Raw genomic sequence first — 18,168 nt, forward strand, 5'->3', positions numbered from 1 at the left:
AGCCCAACAGCTACCGCCCCACACAGGCCCCTCCCCAAGCCCAAGCCCCGACCAAGATGACCGCATTCTTCCTCTATTTCGAAACCAAGAACGAATCATCAACCGACTACCGTTCCTTCGCCAACGTAGGCGCCTTCGTCGTCCCCAAGACGATCGATTCCGGAAAAATGCCCATCCTCCTCCACGGCAAGCCCCTCGTAGCCCGCATGATTTCCGACGGTAGCAATCACGGCATCGCCGACTACTTCACAGGCAGCAACAAGCAACAGATCAGGGACACGCTGTTAGCCTTCATCCATGCCCGAGTGCAAAACGACGCGGTGATCGCCAACCTCATGAAGTTCATCTACAACAACCAGGAAATGCTGACGCTCGATGACGGCGACGCCATCAATCTCGCCTATGCCGAATTCGAACAGCGCTTTGACCCGTCGCTGTTCGAGCGCGGCCGCCGCGTCCGGGTGGCCTTGCGGGGATTCGGAAGCCAGCAATGAAAAAGCGCGCGGTTCCCCTGGAAATCAAGGACATTGCTTCCTCGAACCTCGACGCCTTGCCATCATGGCGGCCGGACAGCCGGGAACAGGTATTCCTGGGCCTGGACCTGGAGATCGGCTTGCGGGGCGAGCGCGCCTCCAATATGTTCCATGTCCGCGTCGCCACGCCCGAGGCCTTGCGGCGGCATGGCGGCGGCTTTTGCATGGTGAAGCACCGCACGCTGGTGATATCCGATTTCGACTGGAAGCAGCTGACCGCCTTGCTGGACGACATCGTGCGCGATTGCGCGAGAGGCAGCTGGGAAGAATCCTGCGCGGTGCTACAGCGGTACTTCAACTGGGAGTATGAAGACTATTCCGCGTAAGGCCAGGCTTCAACGACCACCATTCAGAAAAACCAAATGTTGATCGACAGGGAAATCAAGCCGGGCGTCTCGCTGGGCGGCATCAAGCTGGGTGAGAGCGTGGACCTCTACCTGGACAAGCTGTCCACGCATTATCTGGTGCGTGATGACAGGGAGGCGTCATGGGCCTTTGTGGGCGATGACCTGATATCCATCGCGTATGACGCGGACAGATTGATTACCACAGTCTGCGCCAACTCCAGGTTCCAGGGCAGCTACGCCGGACTGATCTGGCCCGGCATGACCGTATTGCAGGTGATCCAGAACACCCACGCTCAAACCGAGTATGCCGGGTGCATCGTGATCAACGGCATCGACGGCGTGGGGCTGCCCTTGCCGGAAGAACATGATGATTTCGAGAACCTGGGGCAATCGATTCCTGACGAGACCGTGCTGGAGTACATCAGCGTGTTCCAGGAAACCTGGGGCAAGAGGCGGCGCAAGAAGCAGCGCGGGAAGTAGGGTGGGAAGTAGGGCAGGAGGCGGGAGGAGCGCAGACCGTCAGGCTCACGCACCCGCGCGCCGCGCCAATACGCCGCTTTCGACCAGGCGCGACAGCAAGCGCGCATAACTCGGATGGGGACCGGCGGCGTTCTCGGCCAGGATCGCAATCAGGCGGGCGTCCGACGGATCGACGCGCTGGTAATGGCTGCCGCCATCAAACCCTGCCGGCTGGAATGCTGCGCATAGATCGACGATGGCCTGGTACTCGGCAAGCCGCAGCCTGTCCAGCTCGCGCGCGGCCATCATGTCGGAGCTCCAGCCCGTTGCCTGATCCGCCGCCGTCAGATAGGCGGCCAGGTCGTAGACCGGCATCCAGGCGGGGCCGGTGAGGCCGGTTCCTGTTTGGAATAGATCGGCCAGGTTCGTGGGGACAGGTGGCATGGGCGTTCTTGCGTGGCGTTGGTCCATGGTTGGCCTTTAGCCTAGGGTCGTGCCCGTCAGCGTCGGCGTCCGGCAAGCATACCGGACGGGACAGCCATTTCCGCTACCGATGCGCCAGCGCCATGAACCCCGCCGCCAGCAGAATCATCCCGCCAGCCGTCCCATCGATCAAACGCCGCCGCAACTCGCTCAGGCTGCCGCCGCCAAGTCGGCCAAACCCGACGCACACCGCCGAATACACCACCGCGCACCAGAACATGAACGCCGCCGACAGCAGCAGCGCCTGCACGGTGGTATTGCCCTGCTGCCGATCCATGAATTGCGGCAGGATCGCCAGGTAGACCAGCATCCCCTTCGGGTTGAGCAGCGAGGTCAGGAAGCCCTTGTACAGCTGATCCTTGACCCGCTCGCGTGAGGCTTGCAGGCCGCCGGGGCGCATGGAGGCCCGCACCAGCTTGGCGGCCAGGAAGACCAGATAGCTGATGCCGGTCCAGCGGATGATCTCGAACAGCAGCGGCGACGCCGCGACGACGGCGGCGAGCCCTAGCGCCACCAGCAGCGAGTGGACGCAATAGCCCAGGATGATGCCCGCCGTGGCGCGAAACCCCGCCGCGGTGCCGGTGGACACCGCCTGCGAGGCGACGAAAAGAATGTCGGGCCCAGGGGTGCAGACCAGCGGAATGACGGTGGCCGAAAACAGAAGAAGCGTAGAAATATCCATGGCGCAAGCTTATCGGGACTTGCCTGGAAGGTGCTTCCAAGGTCTTGCAGGGAATCCTGTATCTAAGGCAATATTTCTCGCATGGACGATATAGACAGAAAGATTCTTGCGGAGCTGCAGCGCGACGGGCGGCTTTCTCTCACGGACCTGGGCGAGCGGATCGGGTTGAGCCTGTCTCCTTGCCACCGGCGGGTTCGCGCCCTGGAAGAGGCGGGGGTGATCGCGGACTATCGGGCGAACCTGAATCCCTCGGCGGTGGGATTGAATTTTTCCGCCATCGTGTTCGTGACCTTGCGGGTCACGGACCGGGCCGCCGTGCAGGCTTTCGAGGACGCGGTCCCGCAGATTCCGGAAATCATCCAGGCGCAGCGGCTGTTCGGCGATCCGGATTTCCTGCTGCACGTGGTCACGACGGATCTGGCGGCGTATCAGAAGCTGTATGACTACAGCCTGTCGACCTTGCCGAGCGTGCAGCGGCTGACGTCGACCTTGGTGATGAGGAATGTGGTGCAGAATCGGGCCTTGCCGATTTGATCGGGCGTTTTGATCGGGGAATTCGGATCGGGCGTGAATGCTATCCTGCTCGCGTCCGCTCCCGTCCGACCGTTGTCGCGCGAAAACTCCCGGTGTCGATGCGCAATCGATGCCGTGGTCGCGACAGCCCCGATCCCGTTTTCAAGTAGCAAGAATATGCCCACCCGCCTGCGAGCCATCCGTTCCGATATCACGAAGCTTCAAGTCGACGCCATCGTCAACGCGGCGAACTCTTCATTGCTGGGCGGCGGCGGCGTCGATGGCGCGATCCATCGCGCCGCCGGGCCAGACCTGGTGCATGAATGCAGGCTGCTGGGTGGCTGCAAGACCGGCGAGGCCAAGGTGACCAAGGCCTATCGTCTGTCCGCGCAGTACATCATTCATACGGTGGGGCCGGTATGGCGGGGCGGTGATAACGGGGAGCCGGGCTTGCTGTCCAGCTGCTATCGCCGGTGCATCGAACTGGCGCAGGACAGGGCGCTTGCGTCGATTGCGTTTCCCAGCATCAGCACGGGCATCTATGGCTATCCCATTGAATTGGCGGCTCAGGAAGCGGTCCAGAGCGTTCGTGCAAGCCTGTCTGTGGAATCGTCGATTCAGGAAGTGGTCTTCTGCTGTTTTTCGCAGGAGGACTTGCTTCAATATGAGCGCGTCCTGAATGGACTGCCTGCCTGATCGGGGCTGGGAAATAGCCGCCGGGCCGCAAGCGGCGGCGTTCAACAAGGCGGCAATCAAACGTCCGTGGCGTACACCCGATCGGATCCCGCCAGGTAGCAGACCGTCGATTCCGGGCAGACAATCTCGCCGGATGCGACGGCCTGATCAAACGCCGCCTTCACGGCTTCGGGCGTCTCGAACCCATATGCAGCCAGGTTCGGCATGGCGAACTGCGCGATACGCCCGCGATTGAATCCGTCCGCCTCACCGTGTTCGCCAAAGTCGAAATCCACGGTGCCGGACGGCAGCCAGACCGCGAACCCGATGCCGTGCTTGTAGTACCGAATGCCGTCCTCGAGCACGCCAGGTAGCGGGAGGTCCATCCCGGCCCAATCCATGGCTGAAGTCGGCATCCTGATGCCAGAGGCTCGCAGCTTCTGGAGGGCCATGTGAACGCTGGCCTGGTAGTCACGGATCAGGCGGTGTAGGTGGGGGTTCATACGCTCATCTTTTGCCGAATAGCCGCTTTCGACCCACAACGGTCACTCGAGCCTGTGCCAACCGGACATTCAGTTCGGCCTCCATGCGTGACCACTAGCTTCCGATATCTGTGGCGGGCGTAGTGATTTCAGTCAGGCGCTGCCCGTCGTTGCCATCCTCGACTCTCCAGCCTCGGGTGCTTAACATCTTCCGTATTTCATCGGCTTTTGCCCAGTTCTTTGCCTCTCGGGCTTGAGCGCGCTCACCGAGCAGCACCCGAATGCGTTCCGGAATGTCAGGCGCAACTGGGTTCCAATCGCGTAGCCCGAGGCCCAGTACAGAATCAAAGCTGTCCACAGTCGCTTTCAAGGTCGCAGGAGGGAGCTCGCTCTTGACGAGTTCCCATAGCACGGCCAATGCCCTCGGCAGATTCAGGTCATTATTCAATTCGGCATTGAAGCGCGCGACGAAATCCGGATCGATGTGGCCACCGTCCGACCAACCGGAATAGAGATGCCGCAGCCGGTTCAAGGCTGTCTGCGCAGCACCAAGAGACGCCCAGCTGAAATGCAGCTTGCTCCGGTAATGAGCTGTCATGCACAGGTAACGGTAGGCAAGCGGATCGATGTTCCGACTGCGCAAGGTCTGCAAGCGAACAAAGTCCCCACTCGACTTCGACATCTTGCTGTCGGCATTGAGTGTTAGAAAATGTCCGTGTATCCAGAAGTTCGCAAGACGAGTGCCGTGGGCCGCTTGTGTTTGTGCAATTTCGTTGGTGTGATGCACGGCGATGTGGTCTTCTCCGCCACAGTGGATGTCGAACCAGATGCCGAGGTACTTCGCCGACATCGCCGAGCACTCAATATGCCAGCCCGGAAATCCACGTCCCCATGGGCTATCCCATTCCATCTGCCGCGCTACGCCTTCCGGACTGAACTTCCACAGCGCGAAATCCGTGATGTTCTGCTTCGTGCCAAGTGGCACGCGTTTGCCCGCCTGCAGGCCGGCACGGTCGAGCCGGGCCAGAAAGCCGTAGTCATCCTGTTTGCTTGTGTCGAAATAGAGACCGTCGTTGGTCCTATACACGTAGCCGGACCGGTCCAACTCGCCGATAAACGCGATCTGTTCGGCGATGTGATCTGTCGCGCGGCACCATACCGTCGGTTCCTGCAAGTTGAGGGCATGCCAATCCGCGACAAAGGCCTCGGTGTAGCGCTGAGCAATAGCGTATGCGGACTCCCCGGTTCGTCTGCTACCTTTTTCCATCTTGTCTTCGCCTTCGTCGGCATCCGAAGTCAGGTGGCCGACGTCGGTGATATTAACGACGTGACGGACCTCGTAACCGTTGCGAATGAGTACCCGGCGCAGAATGTCTTCAAACACATACGTTCTTAGATTGCCAATATGCGCATGGTCGTAGACGGTGGGTCCACAGCAATACATGCCGACGTGATCAGCTTGGATTGGCGTGAACGAGCGCACGGTACGCGACCAAGTGTCATACAACGCAAGTGGCATCAACTCTCTCCATGTCGAAGGGCGCAGGCAAAAACAAAAAAGCCGCCGGTTTTGCAACGGGCGGCCAGAGGCGATTGATTCAACGTGTAGCTAATGGCTAGACGCAGTTTTCCCCCGGCACGTTCTGACAACATGCACGGACCAGCGAAAAGAGGGATTTGGAGCGGGTAGCCATGACTGCAATCCTAGCGGCTTGTGGCTGTACAGGTCAATACTGGCGAATGACCGGTTTCTGCGATGTCTTCCGACTGACCGTTCGTGCCCGATAGAGGACAGCCTCGGCCTGGTGCTGACGACCTGCCGCAGTCCTTACCTTCGCCGAAGAGCCTTTCCGCATGACGGCCCTTCAGGGGCGGTAGTACACGACGGCTGTGACGCTCGCTCTGCGCACAATGCCGGCCACGTACTGATAGCGCCTAGACCGAAAATTTGATACTTGCGAATGCTCATGCTCACGAGCCAGGGGTGACGCGCCATGACATCAAGGAAAGACTGCTGGCGTCAACCGGCACACCAGAGCCGCTCGACGATTCGAATGAGAGCATCTGACGCGGCCCGCCCTCAAATCTATCGAACGCCTCAATCAGGGTGTTCCCGTCCTCAATGGCAACGAAGTCCCTACTACGGCGCCTTGATCTCCTTCTCTTTTTCCTTATCCTTTTTTGCGCCGTCGTAGTGCGACTTGATGGCGAAAAACATGCCCGTTCCCAACACGAGGATCTTGAACGTACCTAAGACTACAGGGACCCAAAAATTCATCATTACCTCAAAACGCTGCTTCGGCAGCTTCATTCACGACTCGTGGGCCAGGCAAGGAAAAACGAACGACAGCCGTGAGGACCACGAAAAGCATCAGCCTGATCCCGACGAGTGTGAGATCACGATGATCGATTTCATCTTGCGCTTTAGGGAGTGAAGAACGCCGACGCGCCGCATCCAGAAAAGCGCAGCACGGTGAGCGTCATGCTCCTCATAAGCCGTCGAATTCTACCGCCAAGCAACATACAAATTGTTGAATGATTTGACTTGTATGTCTTTGGGTTTGGCTTGTATGTCTTTTCGGGCTTGCGCGAGTTGAAAACATGTTTTGGGTGCGACTTTGTGTCGCAGGCTCAGGCTGTCGGAATCACCACATTGACCATAAGGGAGCAAACGCCTGGAAACTACGACGAGCGATTTTGCCTTTCCCATCTTATCGCCATCGCGAATGCGCGATGCCTGAGACGCTGAGAAAACGCGCGCTGGCCAGAGGCCGCGAGGAGCAGGTCGGCGATTTCTTCGTCAACGGGAAGTCCTGCTTCCAGCCAGGCGAGTGCTAGCTCGGCCCAGTATCCCGTTGGCCACTTGAGGGCAGCTATCACAACCTCTCGCGCGGGAGGGCCTTCATTGGACAACTGGTCCATTGGCCGCTCAAGATGGATCACTAGCTCGGATGGATTCATCAATGGTTCGGTGCATGTTGTTCGTGGTCAGGCGAACGGTGACTGGCGCTTGGATCATGCCAAGGCCGACCGTTTACCAGGCGTTCCCCAGCCCTTGTCGTATTGGCGCAGGGGGCGGCAAGGCGATGAAGAGTTCGTGGCCGCCCTTACTGATATACCTTCCCTCGATATAGAAACCACGCGACCTCGGCCCAGGACGGCGGACCGCGTTCGTCGCCACCCTCAAGAACCGCCAGTCCGGTATGGAGGAACGTCGCGATATCTGCATGTCGCCATCCTAGCGCGCCATCGTATCGATAATTCTCGGGGTCTTCCGCTTCAAGCTTTTGCGCGCGTTCGCGATCTTTTGCCAGCGCCCGAGCAAATCGCAAGAAGGATTTCCTGTCCATCACTTCGTCAAGCAGTGCTTCGAGGGACTGTAATCGAAACCGTAGATGTTCAATGCCAGCTTCGATCTCGGCGACGATCACTTCGCTAGCCCTGGGTTTGAGCACTTCCAGTAGGGCCTCGTCCCCGGACTCCCCCGTACATGCCAGGGCCTGAATTGCACTCCGGAGCAGTTGCGGGTCTTGGCTATCCAGCGCGCGCAGGGCGTGCTCACGTATGTGGCGCGAGATTCCCGGGCAGGCTTCTTCCTCGCCTTCCATCCATGTGTCGTACAGGGCAAGGCCGTCAGGCGCGGGTTCAGCGTACCTTCCGTAGCGTTCAAGCAGCCGCTCCAGACGGGCCTTCTCGAAACTTGTGCTCATGTCGGCGTTGTGCGATCAATGCGAGTCCGCATCAACTCTGCGCCTCCTTCACCGCCCGCCGCACCGCATCCCGCTGACCCACGCGTTCCAGATACGCCGTCAGCTTCGGAAACCGCGTCATGTCCACGCCATCCCCCTCCAGCCAGCTGCCGACGGTATACAGATAGCCATCCACGACGGTGTACCGTTCCCCCGCGACCCAGGGCCCGACGATCTGCGCTTCCAGATAGGCCGCGCAAACCGTCATGGTCTGCGGCACCTTGGCGCGCATGGCTTCATGGGCGGCGGGATCGTCGGCCCAGCGCGCGCCGCGGCGCTTGTGGGCGTGGGCGACGTGGGCGGTCGAGGCCAGGTAGCTGGCCAGTTCCTGCATGCGCGCGAAGGCGAAGGGATCATCCAGCGGCGCGAGTCCGGCCGCCGGAAAGCTCTGCGCCACGAAGGCCAGCAGGGCGGGGGTTTCGGTCAGCACGCCCTGGGGCGTGGCCAGCGCGGGCACGCGGCCCTTGGGGTTCACGCGCAGGTAGTCCGGGCCTTGCTGCTGCCCGGCGGCGATGTCCAGCTTGACCAGGTCGAACTCGGCGCCGGCTTCGTGCAGGGCGATGTGGGTGGCCAGGGCGCAAGTGCCGGGAGCGGTGTAGAAGGTCCAGCGTGACATCGGCGTTTTCCTTTTGAGTGGAGCGGCTTGAGGGGTATCGGTCAGCCGCCTAGGATAATGCGGACGGGGCCGGGGAGAAAGATGCCGGGGCCTGAATGCCCGGGCGCGGTCGCTTGCTCGCGTTTTGTTGAAGATGGCTGGAGGCGCCGCTGCCGCTTGTGGAGGCCGCTCGCTTGCGGGAGAATCTGGCGCAGCATTCGCCTCCGCCAACATTCATCGCGCCCAGACAACAACACCATGAAAACAACCATCATCCTGCTGCGCGGCGTGATGCCCACGGGCAAGAACAAGGTGCTGATGGCGCCGCTGCGCGCCGCGCTGGAAGAGGCGGGGCTGAGTCAGGTCCGGACGTACATACAGAGCGGCAACGTGGTCGTGTCGACGCGGCTGGGCCTGCCCGCCGTGGAGCGGCTGGTGCACGAGACGATCAAGGAACAGCTGGGCGCGGAGCTGAAGGTGCTGGCCCGGCATGTGCCGTATTTCGAGGAAGTGCTGGCGCGCAATCCGTTCAAGGACGAGGATCCGGCCAAGCTATATTTCACGCTGCTGGCATCCCTGCCCGAAGCGGCGACGCTGGCCGCGTTCCAGGCGCTGGATCATGCGCCGGATCAGGTGCGGGTGGTGGGCGACATGGCCTATGTGCGTTGCCACACCAAGTACAGCGACGTGAAGGCCAACAACAATTTCATCGAGAAAAAGCTGAAGCTGGCCGCGACGACGCGCAACTTCAATACGATCAGCAAGCTGGTGGCGCTGGGCAACGAGGGGTGATGGGCAGGCAGGGGCCTGCCCGCGCCTTGCAAGCGCTCGCGCTGAAACGACAAGGGGCGCCGCGATCGCGGCGCCCCTTGTCCTGGCTACGCCAGGTTTAGAAGCGCACGGCCAGCTTCAGCTGCCCCGACTGCTGCCGGTTGCCGCCGCCGAACTGCGCGTCGTAGCCGACGCCCACCGTGGTGTTGCGCGCGACCGCCATCTCGGCGCCCAGGCCCAGCACCGCCGCGTTGCGCGCGATGGGCACGCCCGTCACCGAGAAGTTGCTGCCGCCGTCCAGCGCCAGCTCCTGGCGCGGCTTCAGGTCGCCCGAGGCGTGACGCCAGCCCACCGACGCGGTCAGGCGGTTGGTGCGCTCGGCGCCAAACTCCCATGCGCCGCGCAGGCCCAGCGTGCTGCTGGCGACGTCATTGGTGCTGGCCGATCCGCTCAGCGCGGCGCTGCCGCCCGACTCCTTGAAGCTGCGCGTGCGCAGCTGGTTCCAGGCCAGGCCGGCGTAGGGTTCGATGCTGTAGGCATCGCCCAGCGGCAGCTTGTAGCCGAGTTCGGTGTAGAGCTGCGTCGACGTGGCGCGATAGGACGACTTGAGCTGCTGGTTCAGCGTGCCGGCCGCGACATCGCGCTTGGCGTCGATGTTGTGCCAGGTGTAGGCCGCGCCGGCCATGAAGCGCAGCTGGCCCGGGCCGGCGGCGAAGTTGCGGCCGCCGAAGACGGTCGCCGTGTAGCTGTCGACCTTGGTGCGCGACGCGCTGTCGGAGATCGTGTTGCGGCTGTCCAGATAGCCCACCGCGCCGCCCACGCGCCAGCCCTTGCCGGCTTCGGTGTCGCCGCCGACGAAGAGTCCGCCGGACGACTGGCTCACGCTGGCCGCGTTGCCGTCGCCCTTGAACTTGCTCCAGTTGCCGACGACCTGCGTCCAGACCGGATAGGCGCCGCTTTGCGGCAGGGCGTCGGGCGAGGGCGCGCCGCCAGCCTGGGCCGTCGGGCGTCCGGCGCGCATGGGTGCGTCCAGGTTGCCGCGCAGGCGGTCCAGCGACAGCGTGCGGACGGTGTCGCCCTGGCTCAGCAGCACGCTGGCGTTGCTGGCGTAGGCTTCGCCGGACAGCTGCTTCAGCGCCGTGCGCGCCTGGTCCTGGGTCATGGTCAGGACCGCTTGCGTGACCTGGCTGGCGCCGCTGGCCTGGGTCGAGGTGTTGCCGCCGTTGCCGCCACCGTTGCCGATGCCGACGCCGGACAGGCCGTTGCCGGTGGACGATGAGCCGCTGCCGGTCGCGGGCGGATCCTGCTTGTCCAGCGCGCCGCCGACGCTGCTCTCGTTGCCCGTGCCGCCGATGCTGCCGATCGGCACGTCGTTGCGCGTCAGCGTCATGTAGACGTTCTTCGGGTCGTAGCTGAGCGTGGGGGTCAGGAAGGCATAGGTGCTGGACGCGCCGGTGAAGCGGCCCTGCACGCCGCCGTCGGCCGTCAGGATGTTGTAGGTGGTGCGCGGCGCGTAGTTGCCGTTGGGGCCGATGTGCTCCACGGTACCGTCGAGCGTGGCCACGCCGGTGACGTGGATGCGGTCGCTCGCGGTGCTGGCGGGGTCGGCGTGCACGCGGTAGATGGTGTTCTGGCCGAAGGTCAGGTTGCCGTTGATCGTGAGCGTGCCGATGGGCGAACCGTCGTTGCCCGGCGCGATGACGGCGGTGGGGTAGAGCGTGGTGGTGCCCAGCTGGCCGACGCCGGCCAGCACGACTTCGCGGCCGATGTCGACGGGGCCGTTGAGCTTGCCGTCGATCTCCAGCGCGCCGTCGGCGATCAGGATGGGGCCGGACAGGCCGCTGCTGTCGGCGGTCAGGATCACCGAGCCCGGGCCGGTCTTGACGAAGCCCTGCGTGCCTTGCAGCGGGTTGGCGATGGTGTCGACGTATTGGGCCGAGGCATAGGTGCCGTCGCCGACCACGATGACGGGCTGATTGCCACCGCTGCCGACCAGGGTGATGGGCGCGCCTTGCAGGCGATACCGGTCGCTGGCGAACTGGATGCCGGACACGCGCACCGGGCCGGCGCCGCCGTCGACCGTGACCGTGCCGGCCGCGCCGGTGAAGATGGCGTAGCCGCCGTCGGGCAGGGCGCCCGTGGCGTTGCCGGGGCTGTTCCAGTTGGCGCTGCTCGCGGTCCAGGTGCCGTCGCCGCCGCCCGCGCGGGTCGCGGACGCCGCGCCGTTGCCGTTCCACAGGTTGGTGGTGCTGGGGCCCAGGATCAGGTTGATGTGCTTGTCGCCGGTCAGCGTCTGGATGTTGGCGGCGGGCACGGAGTCGCCGGTGACCGAGCCCAGGGTCAGGCCGTTGCCGCTGAGGTTGCCGGTGTACGACAGGATGCGGTAGTAGCCGGCGTTGACGCCCAGCGTGTTTACCGAGACGTTCAGCGTGGTGTTGTTCAGGGCCACGTCGCCGCGCACGGTGATGTTGTCGCCGGTACCGGGCTGCGTGATGGGCAGGCCGGCGTAGCCGGTCTCGAAGTCGTACACGGCGTTGTTCATCGACAGGTTGCCATTGACGATGAGGTTGCCGTTGGAGACGCCGGTGGGGGTGCCGACGGGATAGCCCGGCGCGACGCGCGAGTTGCCCGAGACGTTGAGGTTGCCGTTGATCGCGCCGAAGCCCGAGACGGTGGAGTTCGCGGTCGCATTGACGTTGCCGCCGAGCGTGACGCCCGCGCCGCCGCCGTTGCCGCCGATCACCAGCGTGCCGCCGTTGACGTCGACGCCGCCGGGGAAGCTGGCCGAGCCGTCGAATACCTGCGTATTGCCTGGCGCAATCGTCAGGTCGGCGGCCATGACGCCCGCGCAATAGGTCGCGCTAAGCGCGACCGTCGTTGTCAGCCATTTTTTCTTGCCATAGATCAAAACGTGAGTCCTTTTGGGTCGATTAATAACCTTATGTCCGATCGTTACTGAATCGCTGTGAAAGTGCTGCCAGGGAGGCGATGCAAGGTGCGCGAACGGAGCCGGTTATTGAAAAAAAGGACGAAATTTAAACCAGTTTTTTTGCAGGGAAAAGAATAAAAAAATGGATACCATCCAGGTTGTGGTATTTGATAAAGAGGGTGCCAGCCATTGTTATAAAAATAGTTCTCTGGATACCATCTTTATGATTAGATTGGCGAAAAATGACAAATTGAATGCTAATGAAATAGCATTGTTTCACGTTGGGCTTCGTGTGGCCGGGGGGGGCGGGAACGCCAGGAGGCGCTCAAGGAACTCATGTGATTTCCTTGAGAAAAGGTGGCCATTCCCTTGAAGATAACTATTTTGTCAGTGTTTGTTAGATTGCGTGCCAAGAACAGGCGAAGATGGCATCGAAATCAGCGAGGCAAGAGGGGCGTTGTGAAGAGATGCTGGGTGCCTGGCTGGTGCTGGTTATTTCTGAGGAGAGGTCGTGCTATCTATATTTGTTTATTATTTATTGGAAAATAGAAGTCACGAGAGAGTTGAAAAATTCAAAGCAGGGTAACGCCCGTTTCCGTGAGTCGATATCGTTGCAGCTGTATATTGTTTCGCTTTAGGGCGGCGATTAGGTCTGTGGCCAAGCTCTCGTCCGCTGGCAGCACCAGGGTGCGCAGGCAGTCAACACGTTTGGCGTGAACGGTCAACTGCCCGATGCCGGTGTATATATCGCCGCGCATGGTCGAGGTTTTGACTTCATAGGCCTCGACCAGCTCGGTTCCCCTGGATACGCCAAGATCGAGCAATACGGACTTGACGATTTGTTGATTCCTGGCAAGGCCTTTGCGTTGACGCCATTCGCTCAGGCTTTTCACTACTTCGCCATGCCTGGATACGTAGTCGATGTCGCGGGCCGAGGCCCGTCCCTTTCTGCGGCCGAAGGATTCATCAAAGTACGCGCGATACTGGTGTTCCTTTTCCTTGGCGGTCGTGGTCTCCGTCCTGCCCTCCCGGACGGCAGCCTTGAAATCGACGATGGCCTCCACGTAGGCTACGGCTGCAAGGGCGGCGCCACGCGCAGCGATAGGCATGACGAGCAGACCTTCCTTCTGCGACCCATCGCGGGCATATACCGGATGAGTTTGAAGATCCGACCAGGCCACGAACGCGTCCTTCTTGACCCCCTTTGCTCCGCCGCCTACTCGTCCGGAATGGAAAAGATAGATCTGTCCGCTGGACGCGTGCTTGGCGAAAAAGCCTGCAACGGAATCGTTGCGTCCTTCGTAGGGAATATTGATTTCAACGGCGATGGCGACACCGGGGCCTTCATAGATCCGGCCAAACCAATTCAATCGCCGCGGATTGGATGTGTTCTTGTGATCCTGCGACCAGTACCAATATTCACCATTCGAGTGCAGCTTCGCGGCCGGCCGTCGGCCGCCTTGCCAGCCGATGTCGCGAACTTCCTTTATTGAAAATTCGCGGCGTAGCGTTGCTTCGAGTTGAGATTGGGCCCTGCGAATCTCGGCGCGGTCTTCAATCAGAATGAACATGGCTGGGGTCGATGCGATGTGGAAACCGGGGAGTTTTCGGGTTCAAGCGTTAATACGGTTTCATCGTGTGGATCTGGTTCTTGGCCAGTCGTTGGACGCCGTAGGCGATGGCTCCGCCGAACACATTGGACTCCATCATTCCGGGAACCCGTGCGATCACGTATTCATCCGTTTCTTCAAGAATCTGCGAGTTGGCGAAGTACATGTCTTCCGGCTTGGTATATATCCCCAAGCCGCCCATCTTGCTGCCAAGCAGATTCAGGCTGCCGAGATTGACACGTTTTCCAGTGGCCGGCAGGTCGCCCTTCAGATCTCGCTTGACGAGGCCCGCGAGCGCAGTTGCCCCAGTGTTGAGCTCTTTCTTGTATTGGTCCAGCTGCGCTTCGGAAAATTGGGCCAATTCCTTATCGGTGTATACCGATTGCAGATGGTAGGTGTAGCGGCCAGTCCACTTGGTGTTGGCGTTGTCGACATGGAAGACCAGGGCCAGCCTGAATCTCTCGTCGTCGCAACGCTGCACGAAGACAAATGGCTTGAGATTGAAAGCCGCGGCTTCTCCAGATGCCTTGATGCCGGCGGCTTCCAAGGCGGCAGTCGAGGCTGGCAGCGGATCAACCTGTATGACCGAGTCCTTGTATTGCTTGGCCATTTCCTGGGACAGACGGGAAACGTTCATGCTGCCAAAAATCGGTCCTAACAGAATGCTGCCGCCGCCAGTCTGCATAAAGATATAGCGCGTGCCTTCGATGTAGCCTGCCTGATTCGGCAGATACTTTTTCTCAGGCATATTGGCGGAAACAGAGACTGCCGACTGCATTCCGGCCTGAACGGCAGGAGGCGTCGTTGTCTTGAGCGCGGGAGCGCAACCAGCTGCAAGAACGGCCATTGTCAAAACCAAAGGCGGCAAAAGGCGCATTTTTTTAATCCGTCAGCGAGGGAGAAGAGGGTCTGATTGGGTGAGGCAATTTAACTCAATCTCGAGACGTTTTGAAAAAATATTTCATATTAAGAAACGTCTGACTTGTTTATCGCCATCCAAGACAGGGAGAGCCGGCTCCCGTTCGTTTACTGGTATGTGGAATTGAGGTGGACGAACGGTTGCGATCATTCAACGAAACAGGCGTTTCCCTGGAGACCTGATACTGCCGCGCGTTGCGCATTGCGAGTAAGGTGTGGAGATAATCCATGACCATCCGGCACGCCAGCCCGTGCCACGAGCAGGATCAGAAAATCATGAAGACCCTACGCCGGGCATTGCGCCCCGTTCTTGCCGCAGCGGCAGTCGCAGCCGCAACGCTCACCGCCTGCGCGGACACCCCGCCCCGGCGCGCCGACATGGACTACCGCAGCCGGCCATCTCCCTCGGCACAAAGCCCGAACAGCGCGCCGGCTTCCTCGGACCGGCGCCTGACCATCCAGTCCGGCGAGGGAGAAAGGCTGAATCTCCCCTGGTTCATCCGGGATACGCAGGACTTCATCAACCGCGACTGATCTCGCCCGGGACTGCCGTGATGCGCGGCTGACGCGTCTCGCCCTCGACGGCGCCGCCACGCCGGGCCAGCCAGACATTCGCGCGGCCGCATTCCTCGTCCCACTCGACATATCGCACCACTTCGAAACCGTTGGCTTCCAGCAGATCGCGATACTCCTGGCGGTCCAGGCTGCCGTGATACAGCGGCTGTCCTTCGAGTTCCCCGATCGCTTCCCCCAGTGTGGTCCCGCTGGTGAACATCAGCGGCGCGCCTGGCGCGGCCAGGCGTGCGAAGGTGGCGAACATGGGCCGCTGGTCTTCGGGCCTCAGGTGAAAGAAGCTGTGCCAGGCGATCAGCCCGTGGAAGGTTTCGTTCAAGGGCATGCGGCGCATGTCGGCGGCGATCCAGCGGTGATCCGGGAACGCGGCTTGCGCGCCTGCGAGCAGGGGCAGGGACGTGTCCACGCCCGTGATCTCGCAGCCCTGTTCGATCAGGTGGCGGGCGATGGGCACGCCGTTGCCGCAGCCGATGTCCAGCACGCGCGGCTTGCCGGATGCCGGCAGCAGCGCCAGAAAGCGCGTCAGCCAGCCGCGCTCGAACAGATCCCGGCTTCTCTGCCGCTCAAAGGCGCGGGCATGTTCCTGGTACAGCGCGACCACGTTGTCGGCGGGAGAGGTCGGCGATTTCTTCATCTGGGAGGTCATCACTCGGACTGTCCGGGGAGTCATCAATCGGACGAATATCGGACTGTAACCCCGGGGAATCATCAATCGGACGAATCTTGAAGAATGGCCGGATCACGATCAAACGCCCAGCGAGCGCGATCCTAAAAGAACAAGGGCCGCCTACCGGCGACCCTTGTTTTCATCGACCGGCGGCTCGCGCCGTCAGTCTTCATGCCGGACGATCACGCGCGCCTCAGTTCCAGCGCCCGCCATTGCCCGCCAGGCTGAAGCGGCCCGCGCCCATGAAGGCGATGGCCAGCGCCGTGAACAGGAACATGCCTTGCAGTTCCAGCGCCCAGCCGCCGTTGTTGGTCAGGCTGCCGAGCTGGCCGGTGTGGGCCAGCAGGATGGCGACCACCATGTTGATGGCGATGATCAGGCCGCCCAGGCGGGTGTAGATGCCTACGATGATGAGCACCGGGGCCAGGATCTCGCCGATGTAGGCGCCATAGGCCAGAAAGCCCGGCAGGCCGTGCGAGGACAGCATGCCGGCGATGCCGCTGACGCCGCCGCCCGAGAGCTTGAACAGGCCGTGCAGCAGGATCAGGATGCCCAGGGTCAGGCGCAGGATCAGCTTGCCGGTGTCGTCGGATTTGATCATGTTGGGGTTCTCTTATTCAGATTGAGAAGAACAGTGGGCTGGTTGGAGCGCACCGCGAGCCTATGGTTCCTCTGTCCGGCCCCCTTTTTCCCCGGGGGTCCGGACAGGCGCGGCCATTATGGCAAAACCCGAGCAAATCCATCAAGCATTCGGCGGTGTATTAACCAACGCTTACAGCTCTTCCAGGTAGCGCATGCGGAAGCGCTTGCCCTTGATGGCGCTGTTGGACAGGCGCGAGAACGCCTGCTTGGCGATGCGGCGGTCCAGCGCGACGTAGGTGTTGAACTCGGTGACGTTGATCTTGCCGACCTGCTCGAACGTCAGGCCACCGTCGCCGGTCAGCGCGCCCAGCAGGTCGCCGGGCCGCAGCTTGTCCTTTTTGCCGCCCTGGATGCACAGGGTGACCATGGGCGCGCGCAGCGGGCGGTCTGCCTTGGGGCGCAGCGATTGCAGGTCGCCCCAGACCAGCGGGACGCCCTGGTACTGCTCGATCAGGGTGGCCCAGCGCATTTCGTCGGGCGAGCACAGGCTCAGCGCCAGGCCCTTCTGTTCGCCCCGGCCGCTGCGGCCGATGCGATGGACGTGGACCTCGGTGTCCTTGGTCACGTCCACGTTGATGACGGCGCCCAGGTTCTGGATGTCCAGCCCGCGCGCGGCCACGTCGGTGGCGACCAGCACCGAGCAGCTGTTGTTGGCGAACTGGATCAGGATCTCGTCGCGTTCGCGCTGTTCCAGGTCGCCGTTCAGCGCCAGGGCGCTGACGCCTTGCTGGTTCAGGGCCTCGACCAGGTCGTGGCTGCGGATCTTGGTGTTGCAGAAGGCCAGCGTGGACGCCGGCCGGAAATGCGCCAGCAGGCGGGCGACGGCGTCCAGGCGTTCCTCGGGCTTGATCTCGTAGAAGATCTGCTCGATGCGGCTGGCGTCGTGCTGGGCCTCGACCTTGACCTCGGCCGGATTGCGCAGGAAACGGGCGGCCAGCTTGCGGATGTTGTCGGGGTAGGTGGCCGAGAACAGCAGGGTCTGGCGCTTGGTCGGGCAGTGCGAGGCGATGGCGACGATATCGTCGTAGAAGCCCATGTCGACCATGCGGTCGGCCTCGTCCAGCACCAGGGTGTTCAGGCCGGCCAGATCCAGGCTGCCGCGCGCCAGGTGGTCCTGGATGCGGCCCGGCGTGCCAACCACGACGTGGGCGCCGTGGGCCAGCGACTCGGCCTGGGGGCGCACCGCCGCGCCGCCGCACAGGGTCAGCACCTTGATGTTGGAGATCTGGCGCGCCAGCCGGCGCAGTTCCTGCGCCACCTGGTCGGCCAGCTCGCGCGTGGGGCACAGCACCAGGCATTGCGGCGCCAGCCAGGGCGGGTTGATTTTCTGCAGCAGGCCCAGGCCGAAGGCGGCGGTCTTGCCGCTGCCGGTCTTGGCCTGGGCGATGAGGTCGCGGCCTTCCAGGATCAGGGGCAGGCTCTGCGCCTGGATGGGAGTCATCTGCGTGAAGCCCAGGCTTTCCAGGTTCTGGAGCAGGGCGGGGGCCAGGGGCAGGGAGGAGAAGGCGGTGTCGGTCACGATATTGGTCCGGTCAAGGAG

General features: G+C 62.0%; 20 protein-coding genes. 7 read left to right on the forward strand and 13 right to left on the reverse strand.

The features are described 5' to 3' along the window. Positions 1 to 56 precede the first annotated feature (56 nt). From ACEU5R_RS09625 to ACEU5R_RS09635, 3 genes are read left to right on the forward strand one after another with little or no spacing between them, the layout of a single operon-like run. Positions 57 to 494 (forward strand): hypothetical protein, encoded by a 438-nt coding sequence (locus ACEU5R_RS09625; protein ID WP_392409980.1) that lies wholly within the window; start codon positions 57 to 59, stop codon positions 492 to 494. Then, a complete protein-coding gene (locus ACEU5R_RS09630) occupies positions 491 to 859 on the forward strand; it encodes an Imm8 family immunity protein (protein ID WP_392409982.1) in 369 nt (122 codons plus the stop codon). Before ACEU5R_RS09625 ends, ACEU5R_RS09630 begins: the two co-directional genes overlap by 4 nt. Positions 860 to 895: 36 nt before the next feature. After that, a complete protein-coding gene (locus ACEU5R_RS09635; protein ID WP_392409983.1) occupies positions 896 to 1,360 on the forward strand; it encodes a hypothetical protein in 465 nt (154 codons plus the stop codon). A gap of 45 nt (positions 1,361 to 1,405) precedes the next feature. On the opposite strand, the gene ACEU5R_RS09640 is transcribed toward ACEU5R_RS09635, so the two are convergent. After that, positions 1,406 to 1,783 carry a hypothetical protein gene (locus tag ACEU5R_RS09640; RefSeq protein WP_392409984.1) on the reverse strand — a complete coding sequence of 126 codons (378 nt, stop codon included), beginning with the start codon at positions 1,781 to 1,783 and terminating at the stop codon, positions 1,406 to 1,408. A gap of 103 nt (positions 1,784 to 1,886) precedes the next feature. After that, positions 1,887 to 2,504, reverse strand: a complete 618-nt coding sequence (locus ACEU5R_RS09645) for a LysE family translocator (protein ID WP_103274151.1) — start codon at positions 2,502 to 2,504, stop codon at positions 1,887 to 1,889. An 81-nt stretch (positions 2,505 to 2,585) separates the two neighbouring features. Here ACEU5R_RS09645 and ACEU5R_RS09650 point away from each other — a divergent pair, with 81 nt between their 5' ends. Beyond that, entirely contained in the window at positions 2,586 to 3,038 is a 453-nt protein-coding gene (locus tag ACEU5R_RS09650; RefSeq protein ID WP_103274152.1) for an Lrp/AsnC family transcriptional regulator, read from the forward strand. Between the two features lie 156 nt (positions 3,039 to 3,194). Beyond that, positions 3,195 to 3,713 carry an O-acetyl-ADP-ribose deacetylase gene (locus ACEU5R_RS09655; protein WP_392409985.1) on the forward strand — a complete coding sequence of 173 codons (519 nt, stop codon included), beginning with the start codon at positions 3,195 to 3,197 and terminating at the stop codon, positions 3,711 to 3,713. 56 nt (positions 3,714 to 3,769) lie between these two features. On the opposite strand, the gene ACEU5R_RS09660 is transcribed toward ACEU5R_RS09655, so the two are convergent. The 5 genes from ACEU5R_RS09660 to ACEU5R_RS09680 form a co-directional block, all read right to left on the reverse strand. Then, positions 3,770 to 4,195, reverse strand: a complete 426-nt coding sequence (locus ACEU5R_RS09660) for a DUF6896 domain-containing protein (protein ID WP_392409986.1) — start codon at positions 4,193 to 4,195, stop codon at positions 3,770 to 3,772. Between the two features lie 94 nt (positions 4,196 to 4,289). Further along, positions 4,290 to 5,693, reverse strand: a complete 1,404-nt coding sequence (gene cysS / locus ACEU5R_RS09665) for a cysteine--tRNA ligase (protein WP_103274154.1) — start codon at positions 5,691 to 5,693, stop codon at positions 4,290 to 4,292. A 621-nt stretch (positions 5,694 to 6,314) separates the two neighbouring features. Continuing rightward, positions 6,315 to 6,485, reverse strand: coding sequence for a hypothetical protein (locus ACEU5R_RS09670; protein WP_158658400.1), 171 nt, complete (start codon positions 6,483 to 6,485; stop codon positions 6,315 to 6,317). 796 nt (positions 6,486 to 7,281) lie between these two features. Next, the gene (locus ACEU5R_RS09675; protein WP_392409987.1) at positions 7,282 to 7,884 is read right to left on the reverse strand and encodes a hypothetical protein; all 603 of its coding nucleotides are present in this window, start codon (positions 7,882 to 7,884) and stop codon (positions 7,282 to 7,284) included. Positions 7,885 to 7,915: 31 nt separating this feature from the next. Then, positions 7,916 to 8,539 (reverse strand): glutathione S-transferase family protein, encoded by a 624-nt coding sequence (locus ACEU5R_RS09680; RefSeq protein ID WP_392409988.1) that lies wholly within the window; start codon positions 8,537 to 8,539, stop codon positions 7,916 to 7,918. 237 nt (positions 8,540 to 8,776) lie between these two features. On the opposite strand from ACEU5R_RS09680, the gene ACEU5R_RS09685 reads away from it, so the two are divergent. Then, a complete protein-coding gene (locus ACEU5R_RS09685) occupies positions 8,777 to 9,310 on the forward strand; it encodes a DUF1697 domain-containing protein (RefSeq protein ID WP_212318699.1) in 534 nt (177 codons plus the stop codon). Positions 9,311 to 9,407: 97 nt separating this feature from the next. Here the strand turns inward: ACEU5R_RS09685 and ACEU5R_RS09690 are convergent, their stop codons facing one another. The 3 genes from ACEU5R_RS09690 to ACEU5R_RS09700 form a co-directional block, all read right to left on the reverse strand. Beyond that, positions 9,408 to 12,128 (reverse strand): autotransporter domain-containing protein, encoded by a 2,721-nt coding sequence (locus ACEU5R_RS09690; RefSeq protein WP_392409989.1) that lies wholly within the window; start codon positions 12,126 to 12,128, stop codon positions 9,408 to 9,410. A 662-nt stretch (positions 12,129 to 12,790) separates the two neighbouring features. Continuing rightward, positions 12,791 to 13,789, reverse strand: a complete 999-nt coding sequence (locus ACEU5R_RS09695) for a hypothetical protein (RefSeq protein WP_392409990.1) — start codon at positions 13,787 to 13,789, stop codon at positions 12,791 to 12,793. A gap of 49 nt (positions 13,790 to 13,838) precedes the next feature. After that, positions 13,839 to 14,705, reverse strand: a complete 867-nt coding sequence (locus ACEU5R_RS09700) for a hypothetical protein (RefSeq protein ID WP_392409991.1) — start codon at positions 14,703 to 14,705, stop codon at positions 13,839 to 13,841. Between the two features lie 317 nt (positions 14,706 to 15,022). Between ACEU5R_RS09700 and ACEU5R_RS09705 the strand changes: the two genes are divergently transcribed. Continuing rightward, positions 15,023 to 15,280, forward strand: coding sequence for a hypothetical protein (locus ACEU5R_RS09705; RefSeq protein WP_392410003.1), 258 nt, complete (start codon positions 15,023 to 15,025; stop codon positions 15,278 to 15,280). Here ACEU5R_RS09705 and ACEU5R_RS09710 read toward each other — a convergent pair. From ACEU5R_RS09710 to dbpA, 3 genes are all read right to left on the reverse strand, one after another. Further along, positions 15,267 to 15,965, reverse strand: coding sequence for a class I SAM-dependent DNA methyltransferase (locus tag ACEU5R_RS09710; RefSeq protein ID WP_392410004.1), 699 nt, complete (start codon positions 15,963 to 15,965; stop codon positions 15,267 to 15,269). The two genes, ACEU5R_RS09705 and ACEU5R_RS09710, sit on opposite strands and share 14 nt — an antisense overlap. 214 nt (positions 15,966 to 16,179) lie before the next feature. Next, positions 16,180 to 16,587: a DoxX family protein gene (locus tag ACEU5R_RS09715; RefSeq protein ID WP_103274161.1), complete on the reverse strand. Its 408-nt coding sequence runs from the start codon at positions 16,585 to 16,587 to the stop codon at positions 16,180 to 16,182. Between the two features lie 171 nt (positions 16,588 to 16,758). Next, entirely contained in the window at positions 16,759 to 18,147 is a 1,389-nt protein-coding gene (gene dbpA, locus ACEU5R_RS09720; RefSeq protein WP_392409992.1) for an ATP-dependent RNA helicase DbpA, read from the reverse strand. Positions 18,148 to 18,168: the final 21 nt, after the last annotated feature.

Source organism: Achromobacter sp. 413638 (genome assembly GCF_043119405.1).
Classification (GTDB): Bacteria; Pseudomonadota; Gammaproteobacteria; order Burkholderiales; family Burkholderiaceae_B; genus Achromobacter.

What these genes read in the sequence shown, in the direction of transcription:
- ACEU5R_RS09670 (WP_158658400.1), bottom strand. Translation starts at nt 6,485, where the DNA reads ATGAAGCTGCCGAAGCAGCGTTTTGAGGTAATGATGAATTTTTGGGTC.
- ACEU5R_RS09685 (WP_212318699.1), top strand. Translation starts at nt 8,777, where the DNA reads ATGAAAACAACCATCATCCTGCTGCGCGGCGTGATGCCCACGGGCAAG.
- ACEU5R_RS09655 (WP_392409985.1), top strand. Translation starts at nt 3,195, where the DNA reads ATGCCCACCCGCCTGCGAGCCATCCGTTCCGATATCACGAAGCTTCAA.
- cysS (WP_103274154.1), bottom strand. Translation starts at nt 5,693, where the DNA reads ATGCCACTTGCGTTGTATGACACTTGGTCGCGTACCGTGCGCTCGTTC.
- ACEU5R_RS09635 (WP_392409983.1), top strand. Translation starts at nt 896, where the DNA reads ATGTTGATCGACAGGGAAATCAAGCCGGGCGTCTCGCTGGGCGGCATC.
- ACEU5R_RS09690 (WP_392409989.1), bottom strand. Translation starts at nt 12,128, where the DNA reads ATGGCCGCCGACCTGACGATTGCGCCAGGCAATACGCAGGTATTCGAC.
- ACEU5R_RS09695 (WP_392409990.1), bottom strand. Translation starts at nt 13,789, where the DNA reads ATGTTCATTCTGATTGAAGACCGCGCCGAGATTCGCAGGGCCCAATCT.
- ACEU5R_RS09625 (WP_392409980.1), top strand. Translation starts at nt 57, where the DNA reads ATGACCGCATTCTTCCTCTATTTCGAAACCAAGAACGAATCATCAACC.
- ACEU5R_RS09660 (WP_392409986.1), bottom strand. Translation starts at nt 4,195, where the DNA reads ATGAACCCCCACCTACACCGCCTGATCCGTGACTACCAGGCCAGCGTT.
- ACEU5R_RS09675 (WP_392409987.1), bottom strand. Translation starts at nt 7,884, where the DNA reads ATGAGCACAAGTTTCGAGAAGGCCCGTCTGGAGCGGCTGCTTGAACGC.
- ACEU5R_RS09710 (WP_392410004.1), bottom strand. Translation starts at nt 15,965, where the DNA reads ATGACCTCCCAGATGAAGAAATCGCCGACCTCTCCCGCCGACAACGTG.
- ACEU5R_RS09705 (WP_392410003.1), top strand. Translation starts at nt 15,023, where the DNA reads ATGAAGACCCTACGCCGGGCATTGCGCCCCGTTCTTGCCGCAGCGGCA.
- ACEU5R_RS09650 (WP_103274152.1), top strand. Translation starts at nt 2,586, where the DNA reads ATGGACGATATAGACAGAAAGATTCTTGCGGAGCTGCAGCGCGACGGG.
- ACEU5R_RS09630 (WP_392409982.1), top strand. Translation starts at nt 491, where the DNA reads ATGAAAAAGCGCGCGGTTCCCCTGGAAATCAAGGACATTGCTTCCTCG.
- ACEU5R_RS09715 (WP_103274161.1), bottom strand. Translation starts at nt 16,587, where the DNA reads ATGATCAAATCCGACGACACCGGCAAGCTGATCCTGCGCCTGACCCTG.
- ACEU5R_RS09700 (WP_392409991.1), bottom strand. Translation starts at nt 14,705, where the DNA reads ATGCGCCTTTTGCCGCCTTTGGTTTTGACAATGGCCGTTCTTGCAGCT.
- ACEU5R_RS09680 (WP_392409988.1), bottom strand. Translation starts at nt 8,539, where the DNA reads ATGTCACGCTGGACCTTCTACACCGCTCCCGGCACTTGCGCCCTGGCC.
- ACEU5R_RS09645 (WP_103274151.1), bottom strand. Translation starts at nt 2,504, where the DNA reads ATGGATATTTCTACGCTTCTTCTGTTTTCGGCCACCGTCATTCCGCTG.
- ACEU5R_RS09640 (WP_392409984.1), bottom strand. Translation starts at nt 1,783, where the DNA reads ATGCCACCTGTCCCCACGAACCTGGCCGATCTATTCCAAACAGGAACC.